Here is a 21476-nt window from a genome sequence, read left to right on the forward strand (position 1 = left end):
ACGTTTCACCCTGCTCTGGCAAGGAAAGTGGCACTTTTACACTCTGAGAAAGCCCTTAAGTACGACCCGGCTTGCTGGGTTTTTGCGGGGTGCCGCTATTCCCATTTGAGCCCGAGTTGCCTGTATTGGAATCTACCGGCTGCACACCCGGATCCTGGGGCTTATAATCCGGCGCGTGGAACTTAAAGAGCTTCACTTTCGCGCCGATCACAGCGTTATTGTCGTTTTGCTCAATCACGCGACCGCGGGAAATTTCATCGCCGACCCAGTCGATCTCGATTTTTGCCACGGCTGACCCTGCCGCCGCGCCACCACCCAGGTATTTCGAGTCACAAGGTTCGCCTTCCCAGTAATAGTCTTCGTTATAAATCAACAACTGATCTCCGGCCTCCAAGCCGACATCAGTTCCGCCGACCACGACCAGATGTGTGTCATGATTGGCCATCACACGTGAATACCACTCTTCTGATTTCAGTCCGGTGTTTAATTCTCCCACCGCTTTCACCAAAGCATTCTTGGTGACTTGAGCCAGCGGAGTTTGATAGTACGCGCTGGGCCCAATCGTAAATGCGCCGAAGTTCAGACCGAAGTTCACTTTGGTTTTAGTCTGCTTGGTAGTCACATTGGTGGCGGTCATCACTTTTGAAGTCAGCGGACGAAGAGCCATCATGGACAAATCCAGCTGCGCCCATTCCACATTGAATCCCGCAGAGGTCAATCCATTCGTTGGATAAGCCCCGGCCGGATTAAAGCCCACAGTCAGACCTCCCCCGCCGATCAACTCAAACGAGTTCACCGAACCGGAGATCTTCGCCTGCGGGATGTTCACCATGCACCACGCCGTCTTGGCGTATTGGACGTTGTAGTTGTCCTTGCCTGCCGCCTGCGCGAAGGCCTTCATCATCTGACCGTCCGCTTTGGTCAGATTGAAGAAGTTCTGATCCCCATTGCGTACTTGTTCGGGGGGAACCGCGATGGGAGGCGCATATCTTAGCGCGAACTCTTTGCTCTCCATGAGCACTCCATACACCTGCTGATTCGCTACAAACTGAAAATCGAAAGAGCCGTTCGGCAGCATCAAGGGACTGGATCGGATGGAACCCATTTCGACAATTTTCTTAAGCACACGTGGTGGAGCCACTGCCTGCTGTTGCTCGCACTTCTGATTTCCCATGGTCATCGCAGCACCGGCAATCAGAATGCCGGCTTTCATAATCTTCTTTGACCAGTTCACGGTGCCCGATTGTGATTTCATGTTTGTCCCTTTCCAATCTTTCACTAGAGGCGGTTCATGCACAGTATACGGAATGAAAGAGCTGGACCTTAAACCGGGTGTAAGTTTGCGGACTCATTTGCAAAAACGAAACCGGTTTCATTCTGAGACACGCTAAGTGCTGGAAATAACTTGCGACAATTCAAATAAGCATTTTTCAAAAAAATTTGTGTTGTCGAAAGAATAGACTGTTTAAGAAAAGTTGAAAGACGGTTTTACTAGTGTGAATACTCTGAACGTCAAAAGCTTGATCACTAAAAATTAAAATCAGAAGGAAGGAAAGAAGACGGTGCAAACCGTCTTCAATGAGTCTTGCGATTCAGCTCTCTTTCAAGAAGGCTGACGGTGGTGACAATTTCTTCAGAGATTAGCACAAACATTTCACTGGACATCAATTCCTGCGCCTGGGCCCGCTGCCCTTCGGCCACCAAGGTTAATACCGCTGAAACGTAATTCACGAAAGCCTCGTGCTCCCGTTGCAGAATACGGAAAGAGCGAAGATGACTTAGTTCCCGCGCCTGTTCCTGAAGCCAGAATAACAAATCCCCCTCGGGAATTTCCAATTCCGAACCCTTTTCCACAAAGTTGCGCAGACTGAGCTTGTATTTCGCGTGGGCTAAAATGATATCTTCGAGCTTCATAATTTCCTCCGACGCTCTTGTCGGAGGAAGCCGTTTTCACTAAATGACGGCAATCATGTTTGCACAAAAAGCTTTATCTTTTAGAAGCTGCCGCCGCCGGACAACGTGATAAAGTATTGGGTCTCATCTTTGTTTAAGGTGTTGTCATTTTTATCCGTGCGACCTTCGAAATACAGAAAATGCTGAACGCCTCCCCCAATGCGCAAACCACCCAATCCAAAGGTGATGCCCGCCTTACCAAAAGCCGCATTTGAATTTTCAGAGGCAAAACGCAATCCCGGACCCGCAAAGAATTCAACTCCCAGTGTGCGACTGTGATTGTAAAATTCATAGTTGAAAAGTGCTGCGGTATCCAAACCATAGACCGTGTTTATATCCGTCCCAAACTGAGTAAACACTGAGTTGCGCCAATTCAACCAGTCCTTTACAAAATAGTTCAGGCCCAGATGAATCTCCGTAAAAGACTCATTGTCTCGTGTCCCCGAGGCTCCACTTAGATCATAGCTGAAGCGCGACTGCGCCTGGGCTGAGAGGGAAAACATGATCGTCACTGCGGCAATCCACTTTTTCATATCAACCTCTTTATCTATTTTTTTAAAAACTCAAAATCCCTGTCCATCACCGTCTTGCGACCGTCAGCGCGGGCATTCTCAATAGCGCGGTCACAGATGATGCGCACATGATCCGACAACACATCCATCACCGACGCCGAGGTGTTAAAATCGGACCGCGCCTGGATGTAGTCTTTCAGGCGCGAAGCGATGATCAGCACCTCTTGCGGAGCAGAACCTTTCACCACCGCTGAAGGTGACGACGTTGACGTGGGTTTGACAATAATTCTTGCTGGGGCCCGATGGGCTTCTTCCGCCGCCGTCTTTGGAGCGATCTTTTCAATGGCACCGGCATCACGGTGACGTGCCCCTGGTAAATGGGTCTCAAAACAAGGAACACTGCAAAAGACATAGCCCGTGCGTTCGTTATTGCACGTTGAGACGCTGCACACGAAATACTTTGCGCCAAAAGAAATTGGTTTTTTACAGGAACTGCATTTACGCCAGAACTGAGGTGTGGTTTCTTCCATAAAACTCTCCCGAGTCTTATTGAAGCACATAAAACTGAGCCGGGGAAAGTGATATCAGAGATGGCAGCCCGGGAATTTCTGCTCCGGCTCAAAGCGGTTCTGCGTGCCGAAGTGCTTTGCGGACTCTTTTAAGGCTTCTTTACTGCCCCGACTGCTGACCGGATAGACGGTGTAGCCGTCGCGATAAGTCGGAGTGTAATAGGCCGTCGCAAGCTGTGTACGTCCTGCAGCATCTTTTTTAAGGCGCAGGTAAACAACCGCTCCGGTTTTCTTTTCTGTGCCCGCTTGGAAGGCTAGGAAATTACCCAATGAATAAACGATCATCGTCTGACGACCATCCGCAGTTCTGTAGGTTTCCCACGGCTGCAAGACATGAGGATGAGACCCCACCACAGCCGCGGCACCGGCCTCCAGAAACCGACGGGCATAATTGGTCTGAGACTTGTCAGGCTTGGAACTGTACTCCACACCCCAATGCGGAAGAACAATCACCGCATCAACATCAGAGCGTCCACGCAACTGCTTGATCAGACCTTCCACCTGCTGGGACTTGCTGTAACAAGACAACACCTGCCCCTTGGTATCAGCAATTCCATTGGTGGCTTCGGTGCAGGCAATAAAGGCCAGACGGTAGCCTCGCACATCCGCCAGGTGATAAAACTGTTCATTCGGAGCATAAGAAGGGCGTGTTCCCGCGGTTGCAAGACCCGCCTCTTTTGCCGCTTCCAAAGTACGGTCAATTCCTCGCCACTGTCGGTCCAAGGAATGATTGTTCGCCGTGCTGATCAGATCAACACCGGAAGATTTCAGATCGCGCAGAATCTGCGGATGAAAGTTAAAAGAAAACTTAGTCCCTGAATACACATTCAGATCGTATGTAAATCCCTGATCACCGACATCACGGCCGGACTTTTCAACCCCCAAAGCCGCGGGCCCTTCAAGATTGGCGACCATATAATCGGCTTTATTGAAAAGTGGAATGGCTTTTTCCCATAAAGAGGTAAAACGTTGTTTGGGAAGAATGGATTTGTAAAGTGCATCGTGAACCAGAATGTCCCCGACAAAACCCAACACCACCGAATCATCCTGGCAATAAGCCCCTTTGGTCGGAGCCGCCGACACTGCCAAGGAGACAAGACAAAGACCTGATATCAGAAGAGACTTAAAGCCGTGCATGGGCCTAAGATGAAGCCTGGTCCGTTTTTTCGCAACTGACTGGTCCGTCACAGAAAAATATGCCCGCTCTGTCTAAACTTGCGACAGCGGCCCCTGCCGAAGCTAACCTGGCAGGCCCTTTATAAGCAATTCAGCCGTGGCCGGATTGGTCGCCAACGGCACGTTGTGAACATCACAGATGCGCATCAACATCGAAATGTCCGGGTCGTGGGGATGCATTCCCAGTGGATCACGGAAAAAGATCACCCCGTGGCACTTGCCGGTCGCCACTTCAGCGGCAATCTGGGCGTCTCCCCCCAAAGGTCCCGAAAGCTTGCGAGTCACCTTCAAACCGGCGGACTGAATCAGGCGCCCCGTATTGCCGGTCCCGATCAAGTTGAAGTTTTTGAAGTCTTCCAGATGATCCCGAACAAATGAAACCAACACGGCTTTCTTTCCGTCGTGAGCGATCAGAGCAAGGGTCTTTTTCTTTTTTATCTTAACTTTGGGGTTTGTCGTCATAATGTCATTCTAGAGGCAGGCGCCGGGATCTGTCATGGTATTCTCTTGAAAAACAAGAAGCCCCCACGTTTGTGAGGGCTTCTTACCATTATCTGATCCCAATATTTTAGAATACCAGTGAACTTCCGTTGCCTTTGACGTGGACTGTATCGCCCGCCTTGACCTTGCCTGCGATGATCTCTTTGGAAAGTGGATTCAAAAGCTCTGTCTGAATCACACGCTTCAAAGGTCGAGCACCATAAACCGGGTCGTAGCCTTTCTTCGCCAGGAAGTCGATGGCTTCCTGGTTGAAGTCGATGGCAATCTTTTTCGCTCGCAAACGTTGCGCCACCAGATCCAACTGCACCTTGACGATGCCGGAAATCTGCGATTCGCCCAAGGACTTGAACATCACCGTCTCGTCGATACGGTTCAGGAACTCCGGACGGAATCTTTCACGCAAAGCCTCGTTCACCGCTTCACGTTTGGCTTCTTCGGACATGGCTGGATCCAGAATCGACTGCGAACCCACATTCGAAGTCATGATCAGCACAGTGTTTTTGAAATCCACCGTGCGACCCTGCCCATCCGTCAGACGACCGTCATCCAAAACCTGCAACAGGATATTGAACACGTCCGGATGAGCTTTTTCCACCTCGTCCAGCAACACCACGCTGTAAGGGCGACGACGAACGGCTTCGGTCAACTGACCACCTTCTTCGTAACCCACATAGCCCGGAGGCGCCCCGATCAGACGTGCCACGGCATGCTTTTCCATGTACTCACTCATATCGATGCGCACCACGGCCTGTTCGTCATCAAACAGGAACTCTGCCAAGGCTTTCACGGTTTCGGTTTTACCAACACCAGTTGGACCTAGGAACATGAAAGTTCCAATCGGACGATTCGGGTCTGAGATTTCAGCACGCGCCCGGCGAATCGCATCAGCCACAATGGTCAATGCATGATCCTGACCCACCACGCGCTTCTTCAATTCATCTTCCATATGCAGAAGCTTCTGGGATTCGCTTTCCAGCATTTTACTGACTGGAATACCCGTCCACTTCGCCACGACTTCGGCCACATCCTCAGGGCCGACTTCTTCCTTCAGCATGCGGTTTTCAGAAGCCGTCTTAGCCCCTTCCTTACTGCGCTCTTCCAGGGCTTTGAGCTTTTTCTCGGTCTCTGGCAAGCGACCGTATTTCAATTCGGCGGCTTTCCCCAGATCACCCTCACGCTCGGCCTTCGCAACCGCAACCTTCAGGTCTTCGATGTCGGCTTTGAGTTTTTTAATTTGCTCAATGCCGCCTTTTTCAAATTCCCATTGTTCGCGCAAAAGCTGGTTCTTCGCATTCAGCTCGGTGATTTCTTTATCAATCACGGCCAGACGTTCTTTTGCACCTTCGTCTTTTTCTTTTTTCAATGCTTCTTTTTCAATACGAAGCTGCATCAATTCGCGTTCGATCTTATCGACCTCTTCCGGCACAGAGCGGGTTTCAATACCCAGTTTGCTGGCCGCTTCGTCGATCAAGTCGATCGCCTTGTCCGGCAGGAAGCGGTTGGTGATATAGCGATGAGACAACTTCACCGCCGACACCAACGCCGCATCAGTGATACGAATCCCGTGATGGACTTCGTATTTTTCTTTTAGACCCCGCAAGATGGTGATCGCGTCCTCGACACTGGGCTCTTCCACCATCACTGTTTGGAAACGACGCTCAAGGGCCGCATCCTTTTCAATGTACTTGCGATACTCGTCCAAAGTGGTTGCACCGATACAGCGCAGTTCTCCGCGCGCCAAGGCTGGCTTCAGCAACTGCCCCGCATCCATGGCACCCTCTGTTTTACCAGCGCCCACCAAAGTGTGAAGCTCGTCGATGAACAAAATAATCTGCCCATCGCTGGAAGTGACTTCCTTGATTACGGCCTTCAAGCGGTCTTCAAATTCGCCACGGTACTTGGCACCGGCAATCAAGGCTCCCATATCCAGGGACATCAGCTTTTTGCCAATCAAATTATCCGGCACGTCCTGCTTGATAATACGCAAAGCCAAACCTTCGGCGATGGCCGTTTTACCCACGCCCGGCTCACCGATCAGTACGGGGTTGTTCTTCGTTCGGCGGGACAGTACCTGCACAACACGACGAATTTCTTCATCACGCCCCACCACCGGATCAAGTTTACCTTCGGCCGCCAGAGCGGTCAGATCACGGGCATATTTTTTGAGAACCTCATATTTATTTTCAGGATCGTCATCGGTCACCTTTTGTTTGCCACGAATCTCCGTCAAAGCAGTTCTTGCCGAGTCGGCGTTGATCTTGTTCTTACGGAACAAGGCCTGCAGGTCGGAATCCCCACCCTTCAGCATGGCCATAAAGAAGTGTTCAGTGGAGATGTAGGAATCACCCCACTCTTGCGCTTCTGTCTCAGCGGCCTGGAAGATCTTTTCCAGACGCGGACTGGCGTACATTTTCTGACTGCCACCAGTGACTTGAGGGAACTTATCAATACGGGCTCTCAGGTCCGTTAAAAACTGGGCCTGGGGAACATTCACTTTATCCAAGATACGAGGAACGATTCCTTCGGATTGCTGTACCAGCTCCATCAAAAGGTGTTCAGGTTCCACGGAGGGGCTAAGTTTACGCTCGGCCAACTTTGCGGCGGCCTGCATGGCCTCCTGGCTTTTTCGCGTCATTTTTTCAATATCATTGCTCATAGAGCCTCCATCTGAAATAAAGGATGAGTTCTAATTCGCTTTTGTCAACACCAAGGACCCTCAGAATGGCAGGAATCGTTAATCCCAAAGGAAAAGGCAAGTCCCAGCCGCGTCTGCACCCCTCCATCAAAAAGGATACAGTCAACCCCCGGGACTATTTGAAGTATGACACTCGTTTTTCCTGCGAGGACTGCTCTCACTTTGACGGAGACAAAACAGTCTGTACGATTGGCTACAACCCCCAGCACCATCTGAAAGCGGTCCAAACCCACCAATACGAACTGGCGGGGAACATGGCCTTCTGCAGGTTCCTGGAAATCGATTGAGCTCGAAAAGGACCACCAGACCTCCGTCTAACAAGTGGTGTTTCATTTTGACTGGTGTCCGGCGACCACCCGGGCCACCTCTTCAAGCCCCCGATTCACCTTGCGTATAAATGAAGCCTCATGAGGCACAAATATAAAATGGGGATGCTGGGACCAAAGCTCCCGCAAGGACATATCCAGCTTCAGTGCTTCCTGAATGCTTTCGATCCGCATGGGGTTCCCCCCTTCTATGGAAATCCCACCCACCGCCGCAGTTTCAAAGAATATCACCGCATCGTAACGTCTTAGTTCGGCTTCTAAGGTCGTTCCAAGCTCTCTGAAAAAGTCCATCGGTTGAGCCGGCCAGTACACAGCTCCATCCACAGTTCCTCGGTCACACAATAACACCCGGCTCTGATAATGCGCGGCCTGCGCATCCTCCAGGTTGGTCTGAACATGATAGATGGCTCTTTGGGTGGCTTGTCGGACGCCAAAATCCCCCATTCGCGGAAATCCCCCCGTATAAAGCAGCGTGGCGGCTTCGGGCACAACCACCACCTGGTCCCCGATCTCCCGACGGTACAAATCAGCGGCCGTGGTTTTGCCACCGCCAGGGCCTCCAGTAAGAACAATTCGACAACATCGTTTCATAAATGCCTCCGAATGCTGGTCGTGAATCGGGACAACCAGGGGCTGTGACGTGCAAGTTTATAAGTCTCCATGACAAGCAAAACAGACAACGCCAACCCCAGCAGACGAATCCAGTCAGAAAGATGCACAGGGGCAACCCCAAGGGTGGTCTGAAAGAATGGGATGTACATCGCCCCGATATGCAGCAGCTGGGCCCCGAGGGTTCCAGCCAGAAGATAGGGATTTTTCAGCGGACTCATGGAAAAAGCAGACTTGGTCTCTGAACGACAATTGCCAATCATGACGTTTTCAAACAAGACCATCAAAAGCAGAGTCAGGTTGCGTGCGACTTCCAGGCTGACCCCTTCCCGGAGTTGCGAGTAGAAGAATGAAAAAGAGATTCCTCCCATCACCACCGAAGACAAGACGACCCTTTCCAACATCAGACGATCAAAGATGGGTTCCTCAGGCCTTCGCGGCGGTCGATGCAACTCATCCCCCTCGCCGGGCTCCATCGCCAGCGTCACATCCTGAATCCCGTTTGTAACCAGATTCAACCAAAGAATCTGAATCGCTGTCAGAGGCAGAGGCACGCCCAGGATGAGACTGAGGAAGAACATCAGAATTTCAGCAACACCGGTAGAAATCAGCAAATACACGACCTTCCGAATATTGGAGTAGGCTATACGGCCTTCTTCGATGCCGGCGACAATTGTCGCGAATCGATCATCTGTGATAACAAGATCCGCGACGTCCTTGGCCACATCGGTGCCACTTTTTCCCATCGCCACCCCGACATTGGCGGCACGAAGAGCCGGAGCATCATTAGCCCCATCACCCGTCACGGCCACAAAATGACCCGCGGCCAGAAGACTTTGCACGATCTCCAACTTTTGCTGAGACTCGACACGAGCGTAAACCCGCCCGCGAGAGATCAACTGATCCCTGTGGGCTTCGCCAGCCGCTTTGAGCTGCGGTCCCGAGACCACCGCCTCTAGCTGCCCGGCCAATCCCAGTTGTTTCGCAATCGCCAAGGCCGTCCTCGGATGATCGCCCGTCACCATGGACACCGTGATTCCGGCACTTCGACAATGATCGATGGCTTCCTTGGCTTCTTCACGAAGTGGATCCATCATTCCCACCAGCCCCAAAAAAGAAAGCCCCTGAAGCTGATCTTTCAACTGCGTCACCGATGAAAGAAGACCGGCCAGAGCCAAAACCCGATAGCCCTCTTCTGCCATCTCATTCATCTGAGTCAGCACATGTTCCAACTCAACGCCCTTGCACATGGGCAGAACTTTCTCGACAGCGCCTTTGACGGATATCAAATTTCCCAAGGGCCCCCGGTGCAACGTTGCTGCAAATTGATTCTCGGGTTCAAAGGGAATTTCATCCACCAAACTGTAGTGCTGAGCCCGTTCAGATTCAGGCAAACCGGTTTTTTCCGCCAGCACCAGAAAAGCCAGGTCCACAGAATCACCATGACCCACCCACTCTCCTGACTCCTCGAAAAGCTGGGCCTCATTACACAAAGCTCCTGCCAGGGCCAGTGATCGCAGCTTTCCCTGCTGCATCGGCCCCAACACTCCCTCAAGGCGCTCGAACTCTCCTGTTGGCTTTAGACCGCTACCCCCGACCCCAAATGCGGGCAGCTCCGGCAACGCGATTTTCTTCACGGTCAGCTGATTGACTGTCAACGTGCCCGTTTTATCTGTGGCGATGTAAGTGCAAGAGCCCAGGGCCTCGACGGCCGCCAATCGCCGCACAATCACGTTTCTTTTTGCCATTCGTCGGCTGGCCACTGCCAACGCGACCGTCAGTGCCACTGGCAGCCCCTCAGGAATGGCGGACACGGCCATCGCAATACTGACCATCAAGACGTCATAAAGCGTGTACCCACGCAAGACCAGGATCACCGCCATCACCGCAGTGGCCAGCAACAAAAAAACAGCGCTCTTTCGAGTCAGGCGCTCCATCCGGATCAGCAACGGAGGCTTGGCGCCGGGCTCAGCTTCCAGGGAGTCCACAATTTTACCCAACTCCGTTCTGAGCGCAGTTCCGACCACCACACCACGGCCTCGGCCCCGAGCGACCAGCGATCCTGTGAACGCCATATTGACTCTCTCTACCAACGGAGTCCTCAGAGGCAATTCGACTTGTGGATCTTTCAAAACCTCCAAAGATTCTCCGGTCAGAAGGGATTCATCAATTTCCAGATAATGTGTTGAAACAAGCCGGATATCCGCGGGAACACGCATCCCGGATTCCAGCAAAATCAGATCCCCGGGCACCAAGTCTTCGGCATCCACCTCGTGGATCACACCGTCTCGCACGACCAGCGACTTTGCGGCAAGAACCTGCCTAAGTCCCGCGGCACTTTTTTGCGCGCTGTATTCCTGAGCTCCTCCGATGGAGGCATTGATCAACAAAACCGCAAAAATAAAGACGGCATCTGTATAGTCCCGCATCCATAAAGCCAGAAGCACGGCAATCAGCAGAGCATAGATCAGAGGACTTAGAAACTGACGAAGAAAGATCACAATAAAAGGGGTCGGTGGGCGCGTAGGAAAGATATTGGGTCCATGAACTGCCAGCCTTCGAAGGGCCTCTGTCGAGGACAGACCTCGTTCCGAAGAATTAAGGCCTGTGATCACATTCGAAATCTTTTGCTCATGGGCCGATGTGATTTCCAAATCCATTCTATAATCATTCACACCCGTCCGGAACAAAGTAAGCTCCAGTGTCAAACAACCTCAACTCAACCCCTTCCTGTCTGGCGATTCACAAAGAAATTCAATTTCAGCATAGCCATTCAGCAAAACCATGGTCCCATTCGGAAAATTGACTGTTCCATAGTCTGTGTTTTTATCGTTTTTCCCTCTGAAAGTACTGTGTCCAATTGATTCAGGACAAGCTTACGTCCGGATATCAGGATCAGTCGAATGACCAGTATTGTGAAAAACAAACAAAACCCGCCTGACGTCCTGTCAAGACCTCATACCAAATCCCGATCTAATGCACATCAATGATTCACTCAGAAGGAGTCAAGAGAGATGGTCACTCTCTTGCGGAACCGAAAGGAGGGCCTTCAAGGATGAAACTAAAATAGAACAATAGATTGTTCACGCGCTTTGCGCAGGAGCAGGAGGGGTAAAACCCCCGATGCGGACTTAGCAGGCGATGGGTTAAAGCCCAAAAATAAAAAGGCCATACAAAAAAGCACAGACTCGGATGTCAGTGCCGGCAAAGCGAAAGTAGGTTTCGCTGATGCCAAAAACAAAATCAGGGAGGGTATTGAAAATGAAAAATAAATATTAACGGAGGAATTTAAAATGGGAATGAGAGTAACAACAAATATCAGTGCATTGAATGCTCAACGTAACCTGGTAGGTTCTCAAAGAGCGATCAACGATTCTATGGCGAAACTTGCTTCCGGCAGCCGCATCAATAAAGCTGCTGACGACGCTGCAGGTTTGGCGATCTCTGAAGGCTTGAAAGCTCAGATCAGATCTGCTGCTCAAGCTCAACGCAACGCGAACGATGGTATCTCCATGGTTCAAACTGCTGAGGGTGGCCTGAACGAAATCGGTAACATCGTGGTTCGTCTTCGTGAGTTGGGTATCCAAGCTGCTTCTGACACTGTTGGTGAGACAGAGCGTGGTATGTTGAATAAAGAGGTTCAACAGTTGAAATCTGAGATGCAACGTATCGCTTCTGTAACAACTTGGGGTACTACAAAGCTTTTGGATGGTTCTTCTCCAAGCTTCGACTTCCAGGTAGGTTTGTTCAACAACGCTGAAGAAGATCGTATCTCCTTCAACGCGGCTGAAAACGTAGCTACTTTGGATGCTCTGGGTCTTTCTGGTGTGGACTTCTCCACTAAAGAAGGTGCTCAGGAAGCTTTGAGCCAACTTGACGCTGCTCAGACTTCAATCTCTGGAACTCGCGCCAACCTTGGTGCGCTTCAGAACAGATTGACTTCTACAGTGGACAACTTGGGTGTAGCTCAAGAGAACTTGTCTGCAGCTAACAGCCGTATCCGTGACACAGACGTTGCTCAAGCATCTTCTGAGATGACTCGTAACAACATCTTGTTGCAAGCTGGTACTTCCACTTTGGCTCAGGCTAACCAATCCAATCAATTGGCTCTTAAGCTGATCGGTTAATTGGAATAAGATAACCAAAACCTAAAACCCGGTGGGATCTTCCCTCCGGGTTTTTTATTTTTTCTGCCCAAAGTTTTTTCAGCCACCCTGGCCCGCTTTTCATCACACAAAAAACTGTCGAACTTATTTACCAATAATTTCAAATATTTAGCTTAAGTCTAGGTGAAAACCTTCCGAAAAATATGTACGAAGCATGGAGGTTCGATATGACTAAGGCGAAAACAGCAAGATTGATGGGGGCTCTTCTCGCAACCGCAGTTCTTGCCGCTTGCAGCAACCAAGGAGGCTTTGAATCCTTAGGGGGCACCGGTAACACCAGCCAAGGGTCTAGCAGCGGAGACAACTCCGGCCAGGGGACGGATACTCCCCCAGTGACTCCCGCTCCACCAAGCGCGTACGACAAATTGGAATTATCGGCGCATGTGGGTGGAGGTGCTTACGAAAACGAGCAGGTGATGTCGCTAGACAAGGCCAACAACGCCTTGCTTCTCTACCTGCCCCTGCCTGGCGCCTTCAGCCAACTCTATATAGATGTTCCTCAGGTGAAGGGTGTTCAAATCAAAACGGTGCTGGATTCCCAGCAAAAAGCCCGAGTCGCGGTCAGTATTCCGTTAAGACTGATTGTTAAGGACAAAGTTACAACTTTGCCAGCCTCTCGCCTCCCCAACGGCAACGCCCTGCCAATGATGCCTAGCGGAGAGCTACCGTCCTTAGGCCTGGGCCTGAACCCAAATTCCAGCAACAAGCTTAACCTGTACTTCGGCGTCAGTGCGGTCGGAATGTTCGTCGAAAGTTCCTTTTTCCCCGAATACTTTGGGATGACTTCACCGCTAAAGAACGCCGCTGGGACTCGCACCCTGGGGTATTTGACGATCGTGCCTAAATCCGGGGGTTATAATGGGGGGCTTTTCCTTTCCTTCATTCTGCCGAACGATCTGGCCAAGATCATCGACGACCATTTGAGTGGTATTATCAAGTAAGCAAGACCGTCCCCACCAGAAATCTATTTTGATTTGCCTGCCCCCTTAAATCTCGTTAGTCTAAGGGGGCATTTCCATTTTGAACCAGGACATTTCAGGGAGCGAATCATGGCAAAGAAAAAAGCAAAACCAGCAAAGAAAGTAGCAAAAAAAGCAGCTAAACCTGCTAAAAAAGCTGCCGCAAAAAAAGTAACTAAGAAAGCTGCAAAGCCTGCTAAAAAGGCGACAAAAAAAGCGGCTCCAAAGAAAGCAGCTAAACCTGCAAAGAAAGCTGCTCCTAAAAAAGCCGCTGCGAAAAAAGTGACTAAAAAAGCTGCGAAGCCTGCGACCAAGAAAGCCGCTGCGAAAAAACCTGCTGCTAAAAAGCCAGCAGCCAAGAAACCAGCCGCTCCTAAAAAAGAAAAAGTAGCGAAGGCTGCTGTTAGTGGCATTGCTGCTACAGAAATCATCAAACCAGCGATCGAAGACATCTCTGCTGACTTTGACGACGAAGCAGAAATGGACAGCATGATCGACATCGAAGAAGAAGCGGTTTCTGACGAATCCGACGAATGGGAAGATGAAGGTGAAGAGTCTGAAGAAGCTGAAGGTTCCTTTGAAGAGGACGAAGAAGCTGAAGACGACATCACTTCCAAAGATGACGATGGCGATGACGACGACGATGATGAAGATGACGACTTCGGAGATGACGAAGGTTACTTCTAGTCGCTGCGCACACAGCTAAATAAAAAAGGGAGTCTTTGACTCCCTTTTTTATTATCATCAGGCCATGTACAAACATCTCTATCAAAGATTTCTGGCCGCCCACCCTTCTGAACTGCATTTTGCCTGTCACAGCCACCACTACTGGCCGGACTGCACCCGTGAAGCTCACCTGCAATACTGGGATGATTCCTGCAAATATGTAGACGACAAATGGGGCTATATCTTTTCCACGAAAGTCCCTCAGGCACAGAAACTCATTGCCGCGAACCTGGGCCTGTCTCACCCCGAGCAGATTGTTTTTGCCCCCAACACGCATGAGTTCGTCTTCCGCCTGCTCAGTTCCCTGAACTGGAAAAAGCCGGTCCGCATCCTGACCACTGATTCTGAGTTTTACAGTTTCGACCGTCAGATCAATCGCCTTTCAGAGCTTCCTGAATTTGAAGTGGTTAAGGTTCCCACCCTGCCCTTTGAAACTTTCCATGAAAGGTTTGAAGAGGCTCTGGGCTCTGCAAACTGGGATATGATCTTTTTCAGCCAGGTGTTCTTTAACTCTGGTCTGGTGGCGGATATTTCCCGACTGGCAGCAAAGGCCCCTGCTTCGGCGATGGTGGTGATTGATGGCTATCATGCCTTTATGGCCGTGCCGACGGATCTGAGCTCTGTACAAGAACGCATCTTCTATTTGGCAGGATCTTACAAATACGCCCAAGGCGGCGAAGGGGCTTGCTTCCTCTATGTACCCACTGGCACCCGCCACCGTCCTTTGTACACGGGTTGGTTTGCTGAGCTGTCACATCTGTCTGCTGTGGGCAATGAAGTTGGCTACCCGACAAATGCCCTTCAATACGCCGGCAGCACAATGGATTTTTCTGGAGTCTATCGCTTGATAGCCACACTGGAAACCTTCAAAAAGGAAGGGCTGAGCGCAGAAGTTATTCATCAGGTGGTGCAAAGAAATCAGAAGCTGTTTTTGCAGGAACTTTCCGGCAAGACCCATCCTTTGCTGCATAGATCAAAAGTTCTGATGACCCACCCAGAGCAGCATGGGCACTTCCTGACGTTTGAGTTGCCCTCTACTGAAGACACGCAAAAGCTTGTGAAAGAACTTGCTGGCAAAGGGATCAAAACGGATTCCCGCGGCAATCGCCTGCGTTTCGGGTTCGGGCTATATCACGACGAACAGGATGTTCGGGATTTGATCAGTCGACTTTAAAACAGAAAAAAGGCCGTCTTGCGACGGCCTTTTTATTTTAACCTCTTGGGGTTAAGGCTGATTTATTCTGAATCATTTTCGCCAGCAAATTATTGATAGAGCCTTTTTCCTCTTCTGAAACCACATTCCAGAAATTCTCCACTCGAGGATACCACTGAGGGAAGATTTCCTGAATCAACTGCTCGCCTTTGGCTGCCAGTTTTATCACAAAAGAACGACCATCGGACTGATGCCCTTCACGAATAACCAATTCAGCTTTTTCAAGACTGTTGATCAAACCCGAAATCGTGGCTTGGGTCACACCGACCTGATTTGCCAGTTCTGAAGGACGCAAACCCGTCGGGGCGTTGCGAAGCAAGAACAACAACATGAATCGACCCGACGACAAGTTGTACTTGGACAGCAGTCCATCCAGACTATTTTCAATTTCACTGGCCACCTTCATAAAAAGCAGATTGGAATAAAGTGCCGCAGAATTCGCATCTGAATTAAGACTTTGAACAGAAGCTTGAACCTCTTCCTGGGAAGGAATGTCTTGGATAAAAAGTTTCGCCATAAGGCCTCCAAAAAATTTCTAAAATCAGGCGGAACCAAAGAAGCTCCGCCCTCAGTAAACTACTTCACCGGAACCATTCCGTCGTCAGATTTGCTGACTTTTTCTTCAACGACCGCTTCACGGGGTTCCACTTCCATCTTCTTCTGGGAAGTGAAACGTGCACCGAAGTTGTTCGCCCAGATACGGAATCGATCAACATATGTAAACACCGCTGGAACCACGATCAGAGTCAGGATTGTGGATGAAATCATCCCCCCGATAATCGCAACCCCCATCGCCGTTCGGGTCTTGGATGCCGCATTCATACCAATCGCCACCGGAATAACCCCGGCGATCAACGCAAACGACGTCATCAAGATCGGACGAAGACGTGTTTTACCAGCCATGATCAAGGCTTCACGGCGGCTTTTGCCTTCTTCCATCATCTGCTTGGCAAAGTCGACAAGCAGGATCCCGTTCTTACCAGCCACCCCGATCAGCATGAAGAATCCGAAGATCGCAAAGATCGTCAGGATCTCGCCCGTCAGGAATAGGGCCAGGAACGCACCACACAGAGCCAGTGGCAACGCCACCATGATCGTGATCGGCGTGATGAAGGACTCATACAAGCTCGAAAGAATCAGGTAAATGAACAGAATCGCAAAGCCCAATGCCATCACCGTGGATGTCATCAGTTCCTGCATGTTTTCCGCGTCACCACCGAACCCGAAGCGCACACTTGGAGGCAGAGCATTTTCACCCGTTGTCATCGCTGCCACCGCAGAGTTCACAACTTCACTCAACCCCACTCCCGGCGCCAAACCGGCTGTGATCTGAATATAACGACCACGGTCCTGACGTTCGATGGAAGCCGGACCGGATTCCAAATCACCCTTGGCAATATCGCTCAAACGAACCAACTTTCGGTTCACGTTCGGGATGTAAACGTCGTTAAACGTCTTTAACAAGTCACGCTGGTCCTCTTGCAGACGGACACGGACCTCATATTCACGCCCCTTTTCACGGAACTTCGCCGGTGTGAAGCCCTCAACCTGCGCACGCAGTTCAGAACCCATGGTTGATGTATTAATACCATAGGCTTTGGCCGCACCAGGCTTCAGATGAACCTGCATTTCCGGCTTACCCGGGCGATAGTTTGAGTCCACGTCCTTTAGACGTGAATCCTTCTTCAAAAGTTCAAGCATTTTTGAGCCCGCTTTTTCCAGCTCTGCCGGGTCTGCGGAAACAATGTTCAAGATAAATGGCTGCTGACCCATACCACCGCTGGCGTCATATCTTTTAACAACCGGATTGGCTGAAGACAAATGCGTCAACTGACCACGGATCTTGTCGCGGAACTGTTCTGTTGTCAGAGGACCGCGCTCTTTGCCATCCTTCATACGCACATAGAAGCTGGCTTTATTGGATTCACCATACAAGCTGCCCACGATCATTGTCGTGAAGCTAACCTCGGGATTGTCATGCAAGATCTTGTCAACCTGACGGGCCACGGCTTCAGTACCGTCCAAGCTCGTACCCGGCTGCAGTTCCAATGTCACCGTGAACTCACCACTGTCGTCATCCGAAATGAACGCACCAGGAACTTTCGTCACAGTATAGATACTCAGGAAGAATACCAAAACTGTCAGACCGATTGTCACCTTCGGCCAATCCAAAGAAACCTTCAGAAGCTTTTCGTACATGTTTTCCAGCCAGGACTGGAAGCGGTCGAAACCTTTTACAAGACGACCCAAAGTTTTGTCATACATGCCCTCGGGTTTGTGCTTGTCGTGATTGCCGCCATGATGACCGGACCCACCAAAGTAAGCCGTCAGCATCGGGATCAAAGTCATTGCCACAAACCAACTGATGGCCATAGAGAACACAACCGTCATACCGAACTGCTTCAGGAACTGACCGATCGTGCCGGACATCGTACCCACGGGAACGAATACCGCGATGACCACCAGAGTGATCGCCATAACGGCCATCTGGATTTCCGTAGTCCCTTTTTCCGCCGCGGTCAGAGAGTCTTCCCCCAACTCCATACGGCGGTAGATATTTTCGATGACCACAATCGCGTCATCGATCAGAAGACCGACAGCCAGAGTCAATGCCAGCATAGATACGATGTTGATCGAAAATCCCGCAACTTTCATAACCATGAACGCCCCGATCAAGGAAATCGGAACAGACAAGGCCGTGATAAAGGTCGAACGAGGGCTTCCCAGGAAGAAGAACACCGTAATAATTGTCAGGATGATACCGATAATGATCGTTTCATAAACGTCGTACAAGTTGTTCGAAATTTTAATGGAGGCATCTGTCATCACCGCAACAACCGGAGCCCCGTCCATTTTTTCAAGCTCGGGCTTGATTTTATTCATCTGCTTGATCACGTCCTGCGCCACTTTGACAGTGTTGGAGCCGGACTGACGGTACACCTGCAGGAACAAAGACTTTTCACCATTAACATAGGCACGCGATTTTTCATCGGCCAAGGTATCAACGACAGAACCCAAATCAGCCACACGAGTCGGCACTTCGTTCCCGTAAAGGTTCACCAGGGTATCTGAGATTTCCGGCACAGAAGAAAACTCCCCCAGTCCACGGAAAACCAGCTCTTTTTCACCCTGATTGACCTTACCGGACGGGATGTTCTGACCGGAGGCTCCGACCTGACCCGCCACCTGAGAAACTGAAATCTCGCGGGCTTTTAGTTTTTTACGATCCAGCAGAACGTGAATCTCACGCTCACGACCACCAATGATTTCAATAGCACCGACGTTCTGAACCTGCTCCAGGCGAGGTTTCACGAACTGGTCCGCGATATCAAACAACTGGGCATCGCCAAGATCTTTGGCCGTCAATGACACCGTCAAAATCGGAGTATCAGCCGGGTCAAAGCGTTTGATCAGTGGATCTTCCACCTCCGTGGGCAATTTCGCTTTGGCGATATTCACCTTGTCACGCACTTCCTGTTCGGCATGCTTGACGTCCACACTGCTGTTAAATTCAACGATAACCTGGGAAACACCTTCCAGTGATTTGGAAGTCAGACGTTTGATACCGGAAATAGTACTGACTTCCTCTTCGATGGGACGGCTGACCAGAGTTTCAATTTCCGCAGGACCCGCCCCGGCATAGACCGTCTGAACTGTGACAACCGGAATGGAAACATCCGGGAACAAATCCACAGACATGGATTTGAAAGAGGCCCAGCCCACCACCACCATGGCGATGGTCACACACGTAATAAAGATCGGACGACTGATGGATAACTTAGGTAAACTCATGGCTAGTTCCCTCCTTCAGGAGAGGCTTGGTAAAGCTTGATCTGAGCCTGCAGACCAAGGATATTTGCTGCTAACTTTACTTTGCTTAAAGCGGACTGAGAATAGTCCTGCTCAAACAACAATACTTGATACGTCGTTGTACGTCCCTGACGTAAACGTGTGCGCTCGGCTTCCAACTTGGCTTTCTGAGCGTCTTCAATGCGCGCCAACAAACGAAGATTGTCGCGGGCATCCTGAAGATTGCGGGTTAGATTAACCCAGTCCTGCTCCTGGGCATAATAGGCATACTGACGGTTTAGTTCCGCAGCACGCTCGGCTTTTTTAGCACCCGCTTTGGCATCGCCGGCAGCAGAGACATTCAAAGGCATGCTGAAACGAATACCCACAAAGCCCGTGTCCTGCTCGGTTTTACCGGCATTTTTCAAAGCCTCGTTAAATTCCTCATCGCGGCCATTCAAAGAGTAGTTCGCATAGACATCCAAGGTCGGACGGTTGCGTTCCAAAGTCAGGACCGCAGACGCTTTCGCCGCTGCCAACTGGGCATTGGTGGCTTCCACATCCGCGCGACTGCCAGGGCGCTTTTCCGGAATGGACAAAGTTTCCAGTGCTTTGTAGTTCACCTTCTCCAGGGTCTCTACAGGAGCATAAGCCTCACGGTTCAGGAACTTATTAAAGGAGCGTTGTGCTTCCAGTTTTTCATTGTTGGCAACTTGCAGTTCCAATGTGCGTGCTTCAACCAAGGCTCGGGCCTGAATGACGTCGGCGTCCTCACCCAAATTCATTCTTCTTTTTTTGGTCACATAATCCAGAATATTCTGAGCGGCCTGCTTGGCTTGCTCTTGAATTGTGACCACGTCCTGCCAGGCGGCGAGCTTCCAATAAGCCGCTTCGGCACCCGCAAGAATGTTCAGGGACTGACCTTGGCCAGAGAATTTTTCTGCCATGTTTTGTGCCCGAACAGCTTCTTCATTGGCTTGAGCCGAACGCCCGAAGCCATTCCCCCACAAGGGCATTGCCAACTCCAGCTTTGGAGTTGCATCCCAGTATTTTTGAGGATTGATCGGCGAAGTCGGAGCCAGGCCTTCGAATTCGGTGCGGCTCATATCATAATATAGTTTGGTCTGCAGACCGAAACTGAACTGTTGTGATACACCCAGGGAGTAATATTGGCTTTTCACTTCATCGTACATTTTGGGATTGCCAGGCTTGCCATCGGAACCAATGCGCGCCTCTGCAAACAACTTCGGCGTGAAAATCAAATCCGCTTCACGAGCTTTCAGCTCTGCACCTTCTGATTGCTCTGCACTGCCTTTGTAGGCTGAACTTCCGCTCTTAACTTGTTCCAGGTACTCATTGAGCGTGAGGGCTGATGAGGCCGTTCCATGCAAAAGAGTCCCACAGATGAGAAGCTTTGCTCCCCATTGTATGATCTTCTTGTTTTCCATACGTGAATCTCCAAAGTCCTATTACTGACCGTTTGAATATGTAATCGCTTACATACAAATAAGTACTCCAACACTTATAAGTATGCAATCAATTACTTAATTGAATACCAATTGACCTTATGATACAGTAGTCTATATACAGTGATTTTAGGTATTTAGGGGGCTAATCCATGTCTGAAACATCTCAACTTAAGACCACACCGGACGAAGGTACGGAAGGTCAAAAAGGGAAAAAGCGCGATCGTTCTGCTTCTGAGGAGCGTCTTATTGCGGCTGGAACGGAGATCTTTTCCAAGCACGGGTATAGTGGCGCGACCACCAAAATGATTGCCAAAAAAGCCGACGTCAACGAGTCGCTGATCGGTCGCTACTTCGACGGCAAAGAAGGCTTGCTGCTGTCTATTATTGAAAGATTCATTGAGGACTTGCGCACCGAAGAGCTGCCCTACCCGGCTCAAGAAAATCTGGCAACGGAGCTTGAGCAGTATATCAACTTCAAGCTGAGCACCAAGGATGATCGCGACTGCCTTGGCAGAATCATCATTGTCCAGTGCCTGACCGACAATAAATTCCGCAAGAAGGCTCTGGAAAGAATCCCGATTTTCACGGATCCAAATCTTCTAAGACGCCTGGAGATCCTGCAAAACAATGGCAAAATTCCTGCATCCGTCACACTCACCGACATCTGTCAGGATCTGGAAGCCTATATTCATGGCGTCTTCCTCTTCGACATACTTCTGGCAGAGGTTCCAGAAAAAGAAGTGCTTAGCCGAGCCCGTCGCTTTGTAAGTCGCTATACGCAGGGCTGTTGCAGCTAAGTCGGCGCCAATACGG

The 21476-nt window shown here is 50.4% G+C and carries 18 protein-coding genes; 6 read left to right on the top strand and 12 right to left on the bottom strand.

The window, feature by feature from the left end:
* Window positions 1-55: 55 nt before the first annotated feature.
* The 7 genes from ACZ50P_RS13580 to clpB all read right to left on the bottom strand — a co-directional run bounded on the left by ACZ50P_RS13580 (window position 56) and on the right by clpB (window position 7367).
* Window positions 56-1255, bottom strand: coding sequence for a hypothetical protein (locus ACZ50P_RS13580; RefSeq protein WP_464131749.1), 1200 nt, complete (start codon window positions 1253-1255; stop codon window positions 56-58).
* Window positions 1256-1575: 320 nt separating this feature from the next.
* Window positions 1576-1914, bottom strand: a complete 339-nt coding sequence (locus ACZ50P_RS13585) for a hypothetical protein (RefSeq protein WP_464131750.1) — start codon at window positions 1912-1914, stop codon at window positions 1576-1578.
* A gap of 80 nt (window positions 1915-1994) precedes the next feature.
* Complete coding sequence (locus tag ACZ50P_RS13590) at window positions 1995-2486, bottom strand: hypothetical protein (RefSeq protein WP_464131752.1); 492 nt, start codon at window positions 2484-2486, stop codon at window positions 1995-1997.
* Between the two features lie 14 nt (window positions 2487-2500).
* Window positions 2501-2995 (bottom strand): hypothetical protein, encoded by a 495-nt coding sequence (locus ACZ50P_RS13595; RefSeq protein WP_464118222.1) that lies wholly within the window; start codon window positions 2993-2995, stop codon window positions 2501-2503.
* 54 nt (window positions 2996-3049) lie between these two features.
* The gene (locus ACZ50P_RS13600; RefSeq protein ID WP_464131754.1) at window positions 3050-4171 is read right to left on the bottom strand and encodes a CapA family protein; all 1122 of its coding nucleotides are present in this window, start codon (window positions 4169-4171) and stop codon (window positions 3050-3052) included.
* Window positions 4172-4273: 102 nt separating this feature from the next.
* A complete protein-coding gene (locus ACZ50P_RS13605; RefSeq protein WP_464131756.1) occupies window positions 4274-4672 on the bottom strand; it encodes a methylglyoxal synthase in 399 nt (132 codons plus the stop codon).
* A gap of 106 nt (window positions 4673-4778) precedes the next feature.
* Window positions 4779-7367: an ATP-dependent chaperone ClpB gene (gene clpB, locus ACZ50P_RS13610; RefSeq protein ID WP_464118225.1), complete on the bottom strand. Its 2589-nt coding sequence runs from the start codon at window positions 7365-7367 to the stop codon at window positions 4779-4781.
* A 65-nt stretch (window positions 7368-7432) separates the two neighbouring features.
* On the opposite strand from clpB, the gene ACZ50P_RS13615 reads away from it, so the two are divergent.
* On the top strand, window positions 7433-7693 hold the full coding sequence (locus tag ACZ50P_RS13615) for a hypothetical protein (RefSeq protein ID WP_464118226.1): 261 nt from the start codon (window positions 7433-7435) through the stop codon (window positions 7691-7693).
* Window positions 7694-7735: 42 nt separating this feature from the next.
* On the opposite strand, the gene ACZ50P_RS13620 is transcribed toward ACZ50P_RS13615, so the two are convergent.
* Window positions 7736-8323, bottom strand: coding sequence for an AAA family ATPase (locus ACZ50P_RS13620; protein WP_464131758.1), 588 nt, complete (start codon window positions 8321-8323; stop codon window positions 7736-7738).
* Window positions 8320-11049 carry a cation-translocating P-type ATPase gene (locus ACZ50P_RS13625; protein ID WP_464131760.1) on the bottom strand — a complete coding sequence of 910 codons (2730 nt, stop codon included), beginning with the start codon at window positions 11047-11049 and terminating at the stop codon, window positions 8320-8322. Before ACZ50P_RS13625 ends, ACZ50P_RS13620 begins: the two co-directional genes overlap by 4 nt.
* A gap of 585 nt (window positions 11050-11634) precedes the next feature.
* Here ACZ50P_RS13625 and ACZ50P_RS13630 point away from each other — a divergent pair.
* The 4 genes from ACZ50P_RS13630 (at window position 11635) to ACZ50P_RS13645 (ending at window position 15366) form a co-directional block, all read left to right on the top strand.
* A complete protein-coding gene (locus ACZ50P_RS13630) occupies window positions 11635-12468 on the top strand; it encodes a flagellin N-terminal helical domain-containing protein (protein WP_464118229.1) in 834 nt (277 codons plus the stop codon).
* A gap of 206 nt (window positions 12469-12674) precedes the next feature.
* On the top strand, window positions 12675-13448 hold the full coding sequence (locus ACZ50P_RS13635) for a hypothetical protein (RefSeq protein WP_464131762.1): 774 nt from the start codon (window positions 12675-12677) through the stop codon (window positions 13446-13448).
* Between the two features lie 108 nt (window positions 13449-13556).
* A complete protein-coding gene (locus ACZ50P_RS13640) occupies window positions 13557-14153 on the top strand; it encodes a hypothetical protein (protein ID WP_464118231.1) in 597 nt (198 codons plus the stop codon).
* A 64-nt stretch (window positions 14154-14217) separates the two neighbouring features.
* Window positions 14218-15366, top strand: coding sequence for an aminotransferase class V-fold PLP-dependent enzyme (locus tag ACZ50P_RS13645; protein WP_464131764.1), 1149 nt, complete (start codon window positions 14218-14220; stop codon window positions 15364-15366).
* A 37-nt stretch (window positions 15367-15403) separates the two neighbouring features.
* On the opposite strand, the gene ACZ50P_RS13650 is transcribed toward ACZ50P_RS13645, so the two are convergent.
* The 3 genes from ACZ50P_RS13650 to ACZ50P_RS13660 are packed head-to-tail and all read right to left on the bottom strand — an operon-like array spanning window position 15404 to window position 20642.
* The gene (locus ACZ50P_RS13650; RefSeq protein WP_464131766.1) at window positions 15404-15922 is read right to left on the bottom strand and encodes a MarR family winged helix-turn-helix transcriptional regulator; all 519 of its coding nucleotides are present in this window, start codon (window positions 15920-15922) and stop codon (window positions 15404-15406) included.
* Between the two features lie 59 nt (window positions 15923-15981).
* A complete protein-coding gene (locus ACZ50P_RS13655; RefSeq protein ID WP_464131768.1) occupies window positions 15982-19197 on the bottom strand; it encodes an efflux RND transporter permease subunit in 3216 nt (1071 codons plus the stop codon).
* A 2-nt stretch (window positions 19198-19199) separates the two neighbouring features.
* Window positions 19200-20642: a TolC family protein gene (locus tag ACZ50P_RS13660; RefSeq protein WP_464131770.1), complete on the bottom strand. Its 1443-nt coding sequence runs from the start codon at window positions 20640-20642 to the stop codon at window positions 19200-19202.
* Window positions 20643-20812: 170 nt separating this feature from the next.
* Here ACZ50P_RS13660 and ACZ50P_RS13665 point away from each other — a divergent pair, with 170 nt between their 5' ends.
* Entirely contained in the window at window positions 20813-21460 is a 648-nt protein-coding gene (locus ACZ50P_RS13665) for a TetR/AcrR family transcriptional regulator (RefSeq protein WP_464131772.1), read from the top strand.
* Window positions 21461-21476 lie beyond the last annotated feature (16 nt).

The organism is Bdellovibrio sp. CKG001, assembly GCF_055397465.1.

Bases quoted from the DNA above. Each gene is read 5' to 3' on its own strand.
- ACZ50P_RS13620 (WP_464131758.1), bottom strand. From the start codon at position 8,323: ATGAAACGATGTTGTCGAATTGTTCTTACTGGAGGCCCTGGCGGTGGC.
- ACZ50P_RS13630 (WP_464118229.1), top strand. From the start codon at position 11,635: ATGGGAATGAGAGTAACAACAAATATCAGTGCATTGAATGCTCAACGT.
- ACZ50P_RS13635 (WP_464131762.1), top strand. From the start codon at position 12,675: ATGACTAAGGCGAAAACAGCAAGATTGATGGGGGCTCTTCTCGCAACC.
- ACZ50P_RS13590 (WP_464131752.1), bottom strand. From the start codon at position 2,486: ATGAAAAAGTGGATTGCCGCAGTGACGATCATGTTTTCCCTCTCAGCC.
- ACZ50P_RS13615 (WP_464118226.1), top strand. From the start codon at position 7,433: ATGGCAGGAATCGTTAATCCCAAAGGAAAAGGCAAGTCCCAGCCGCGT.
- ACZ50P_RS13655 (WP_464131768.1), bottom strand. From the start codon at position 19,197: ATGAGTTTACCTAAGTTATCCATCAGTCGTCCGATCTTTATTACGTGT.
- ACZ50P_RS13595 (WP_464118222.1), bottom strand. From the start codon at position 2,995: ATGGAAGAAACCACACCTCAGTTCTGGCGTAAATGCAGTTCCTGTAAA.
- ACZ50P_RS13585 (WP_464131750.1), bottom strand. From the start codon at position 1,914: ATGAAGCTCGAAGATATCATTTTAGCCCACGCGAAATACAAGCTCAGT.
- ACZ50P_RS13580 (WP_464131749.1), bottom strand. From the start codon at position 1,255: ATGAAATCACAATCGGGCACCGTGAACTGGTCAAAGAAGATTATGAAA.
- ACZ50P_RS13640 (WP_464118231.1), top strand. From the start codon at position 13,557: ATGGCAAAGAAAAAAGCAAAACCAGCAAAGAAAGTAGCAAAAAAAGCA.
- clpB (WP_464118225.1), bottom strand. From the start codon at position 7,367: ATGAGCAATGATATTGAAAAAATGACGCGAAAAAGCCAGGAGGCCATG.
- ACZ50P_RS13605 (WP_464131756.1), bottom strand. From the start codon at position 4,672: ATGACGACAAACCCCAAAGTTAAGATAAAAAAGAAAAAGACCCTTGCT.
- ACZ50P_RS13665 (WP_464131772.1), top strand. From the start codon at position 20,813: ATGTCTGAAACATCTCAACTTAAGACCACACCGGACGAAGGTACGGAA.
- ACZ50P_RS13645 (WP_464131764.1), top strand. From the start codon at position 14,218: ATGTACAAACATCTCTATCAAAGATTTCTGGCCGCCCACCCTTCTGAA.
- ACZ50P_RS13660 (WP_464131770.1), bottom strand. From the start codon at position 20,642: ATGGAAAACAAGAAGATCATACAATGGGGAGCAAAGCTTCTCATCTGT.
- ACZ50P_RS13600 (WP_464131754.1), bottom strand. From the start codon at position 4,171: ATGCACGGCTTTAAGTCTCTTCTGATATCAGGTCTTTGTCTTGTCTCC.
- ACZ50P_RS13650 (WP_464131766.1), bottom strand. From the start codon at position 15,922: ATGGCGAAACTTTTTATCCAAGACATTCCTTCCCAGGAAGAGGTTCAA.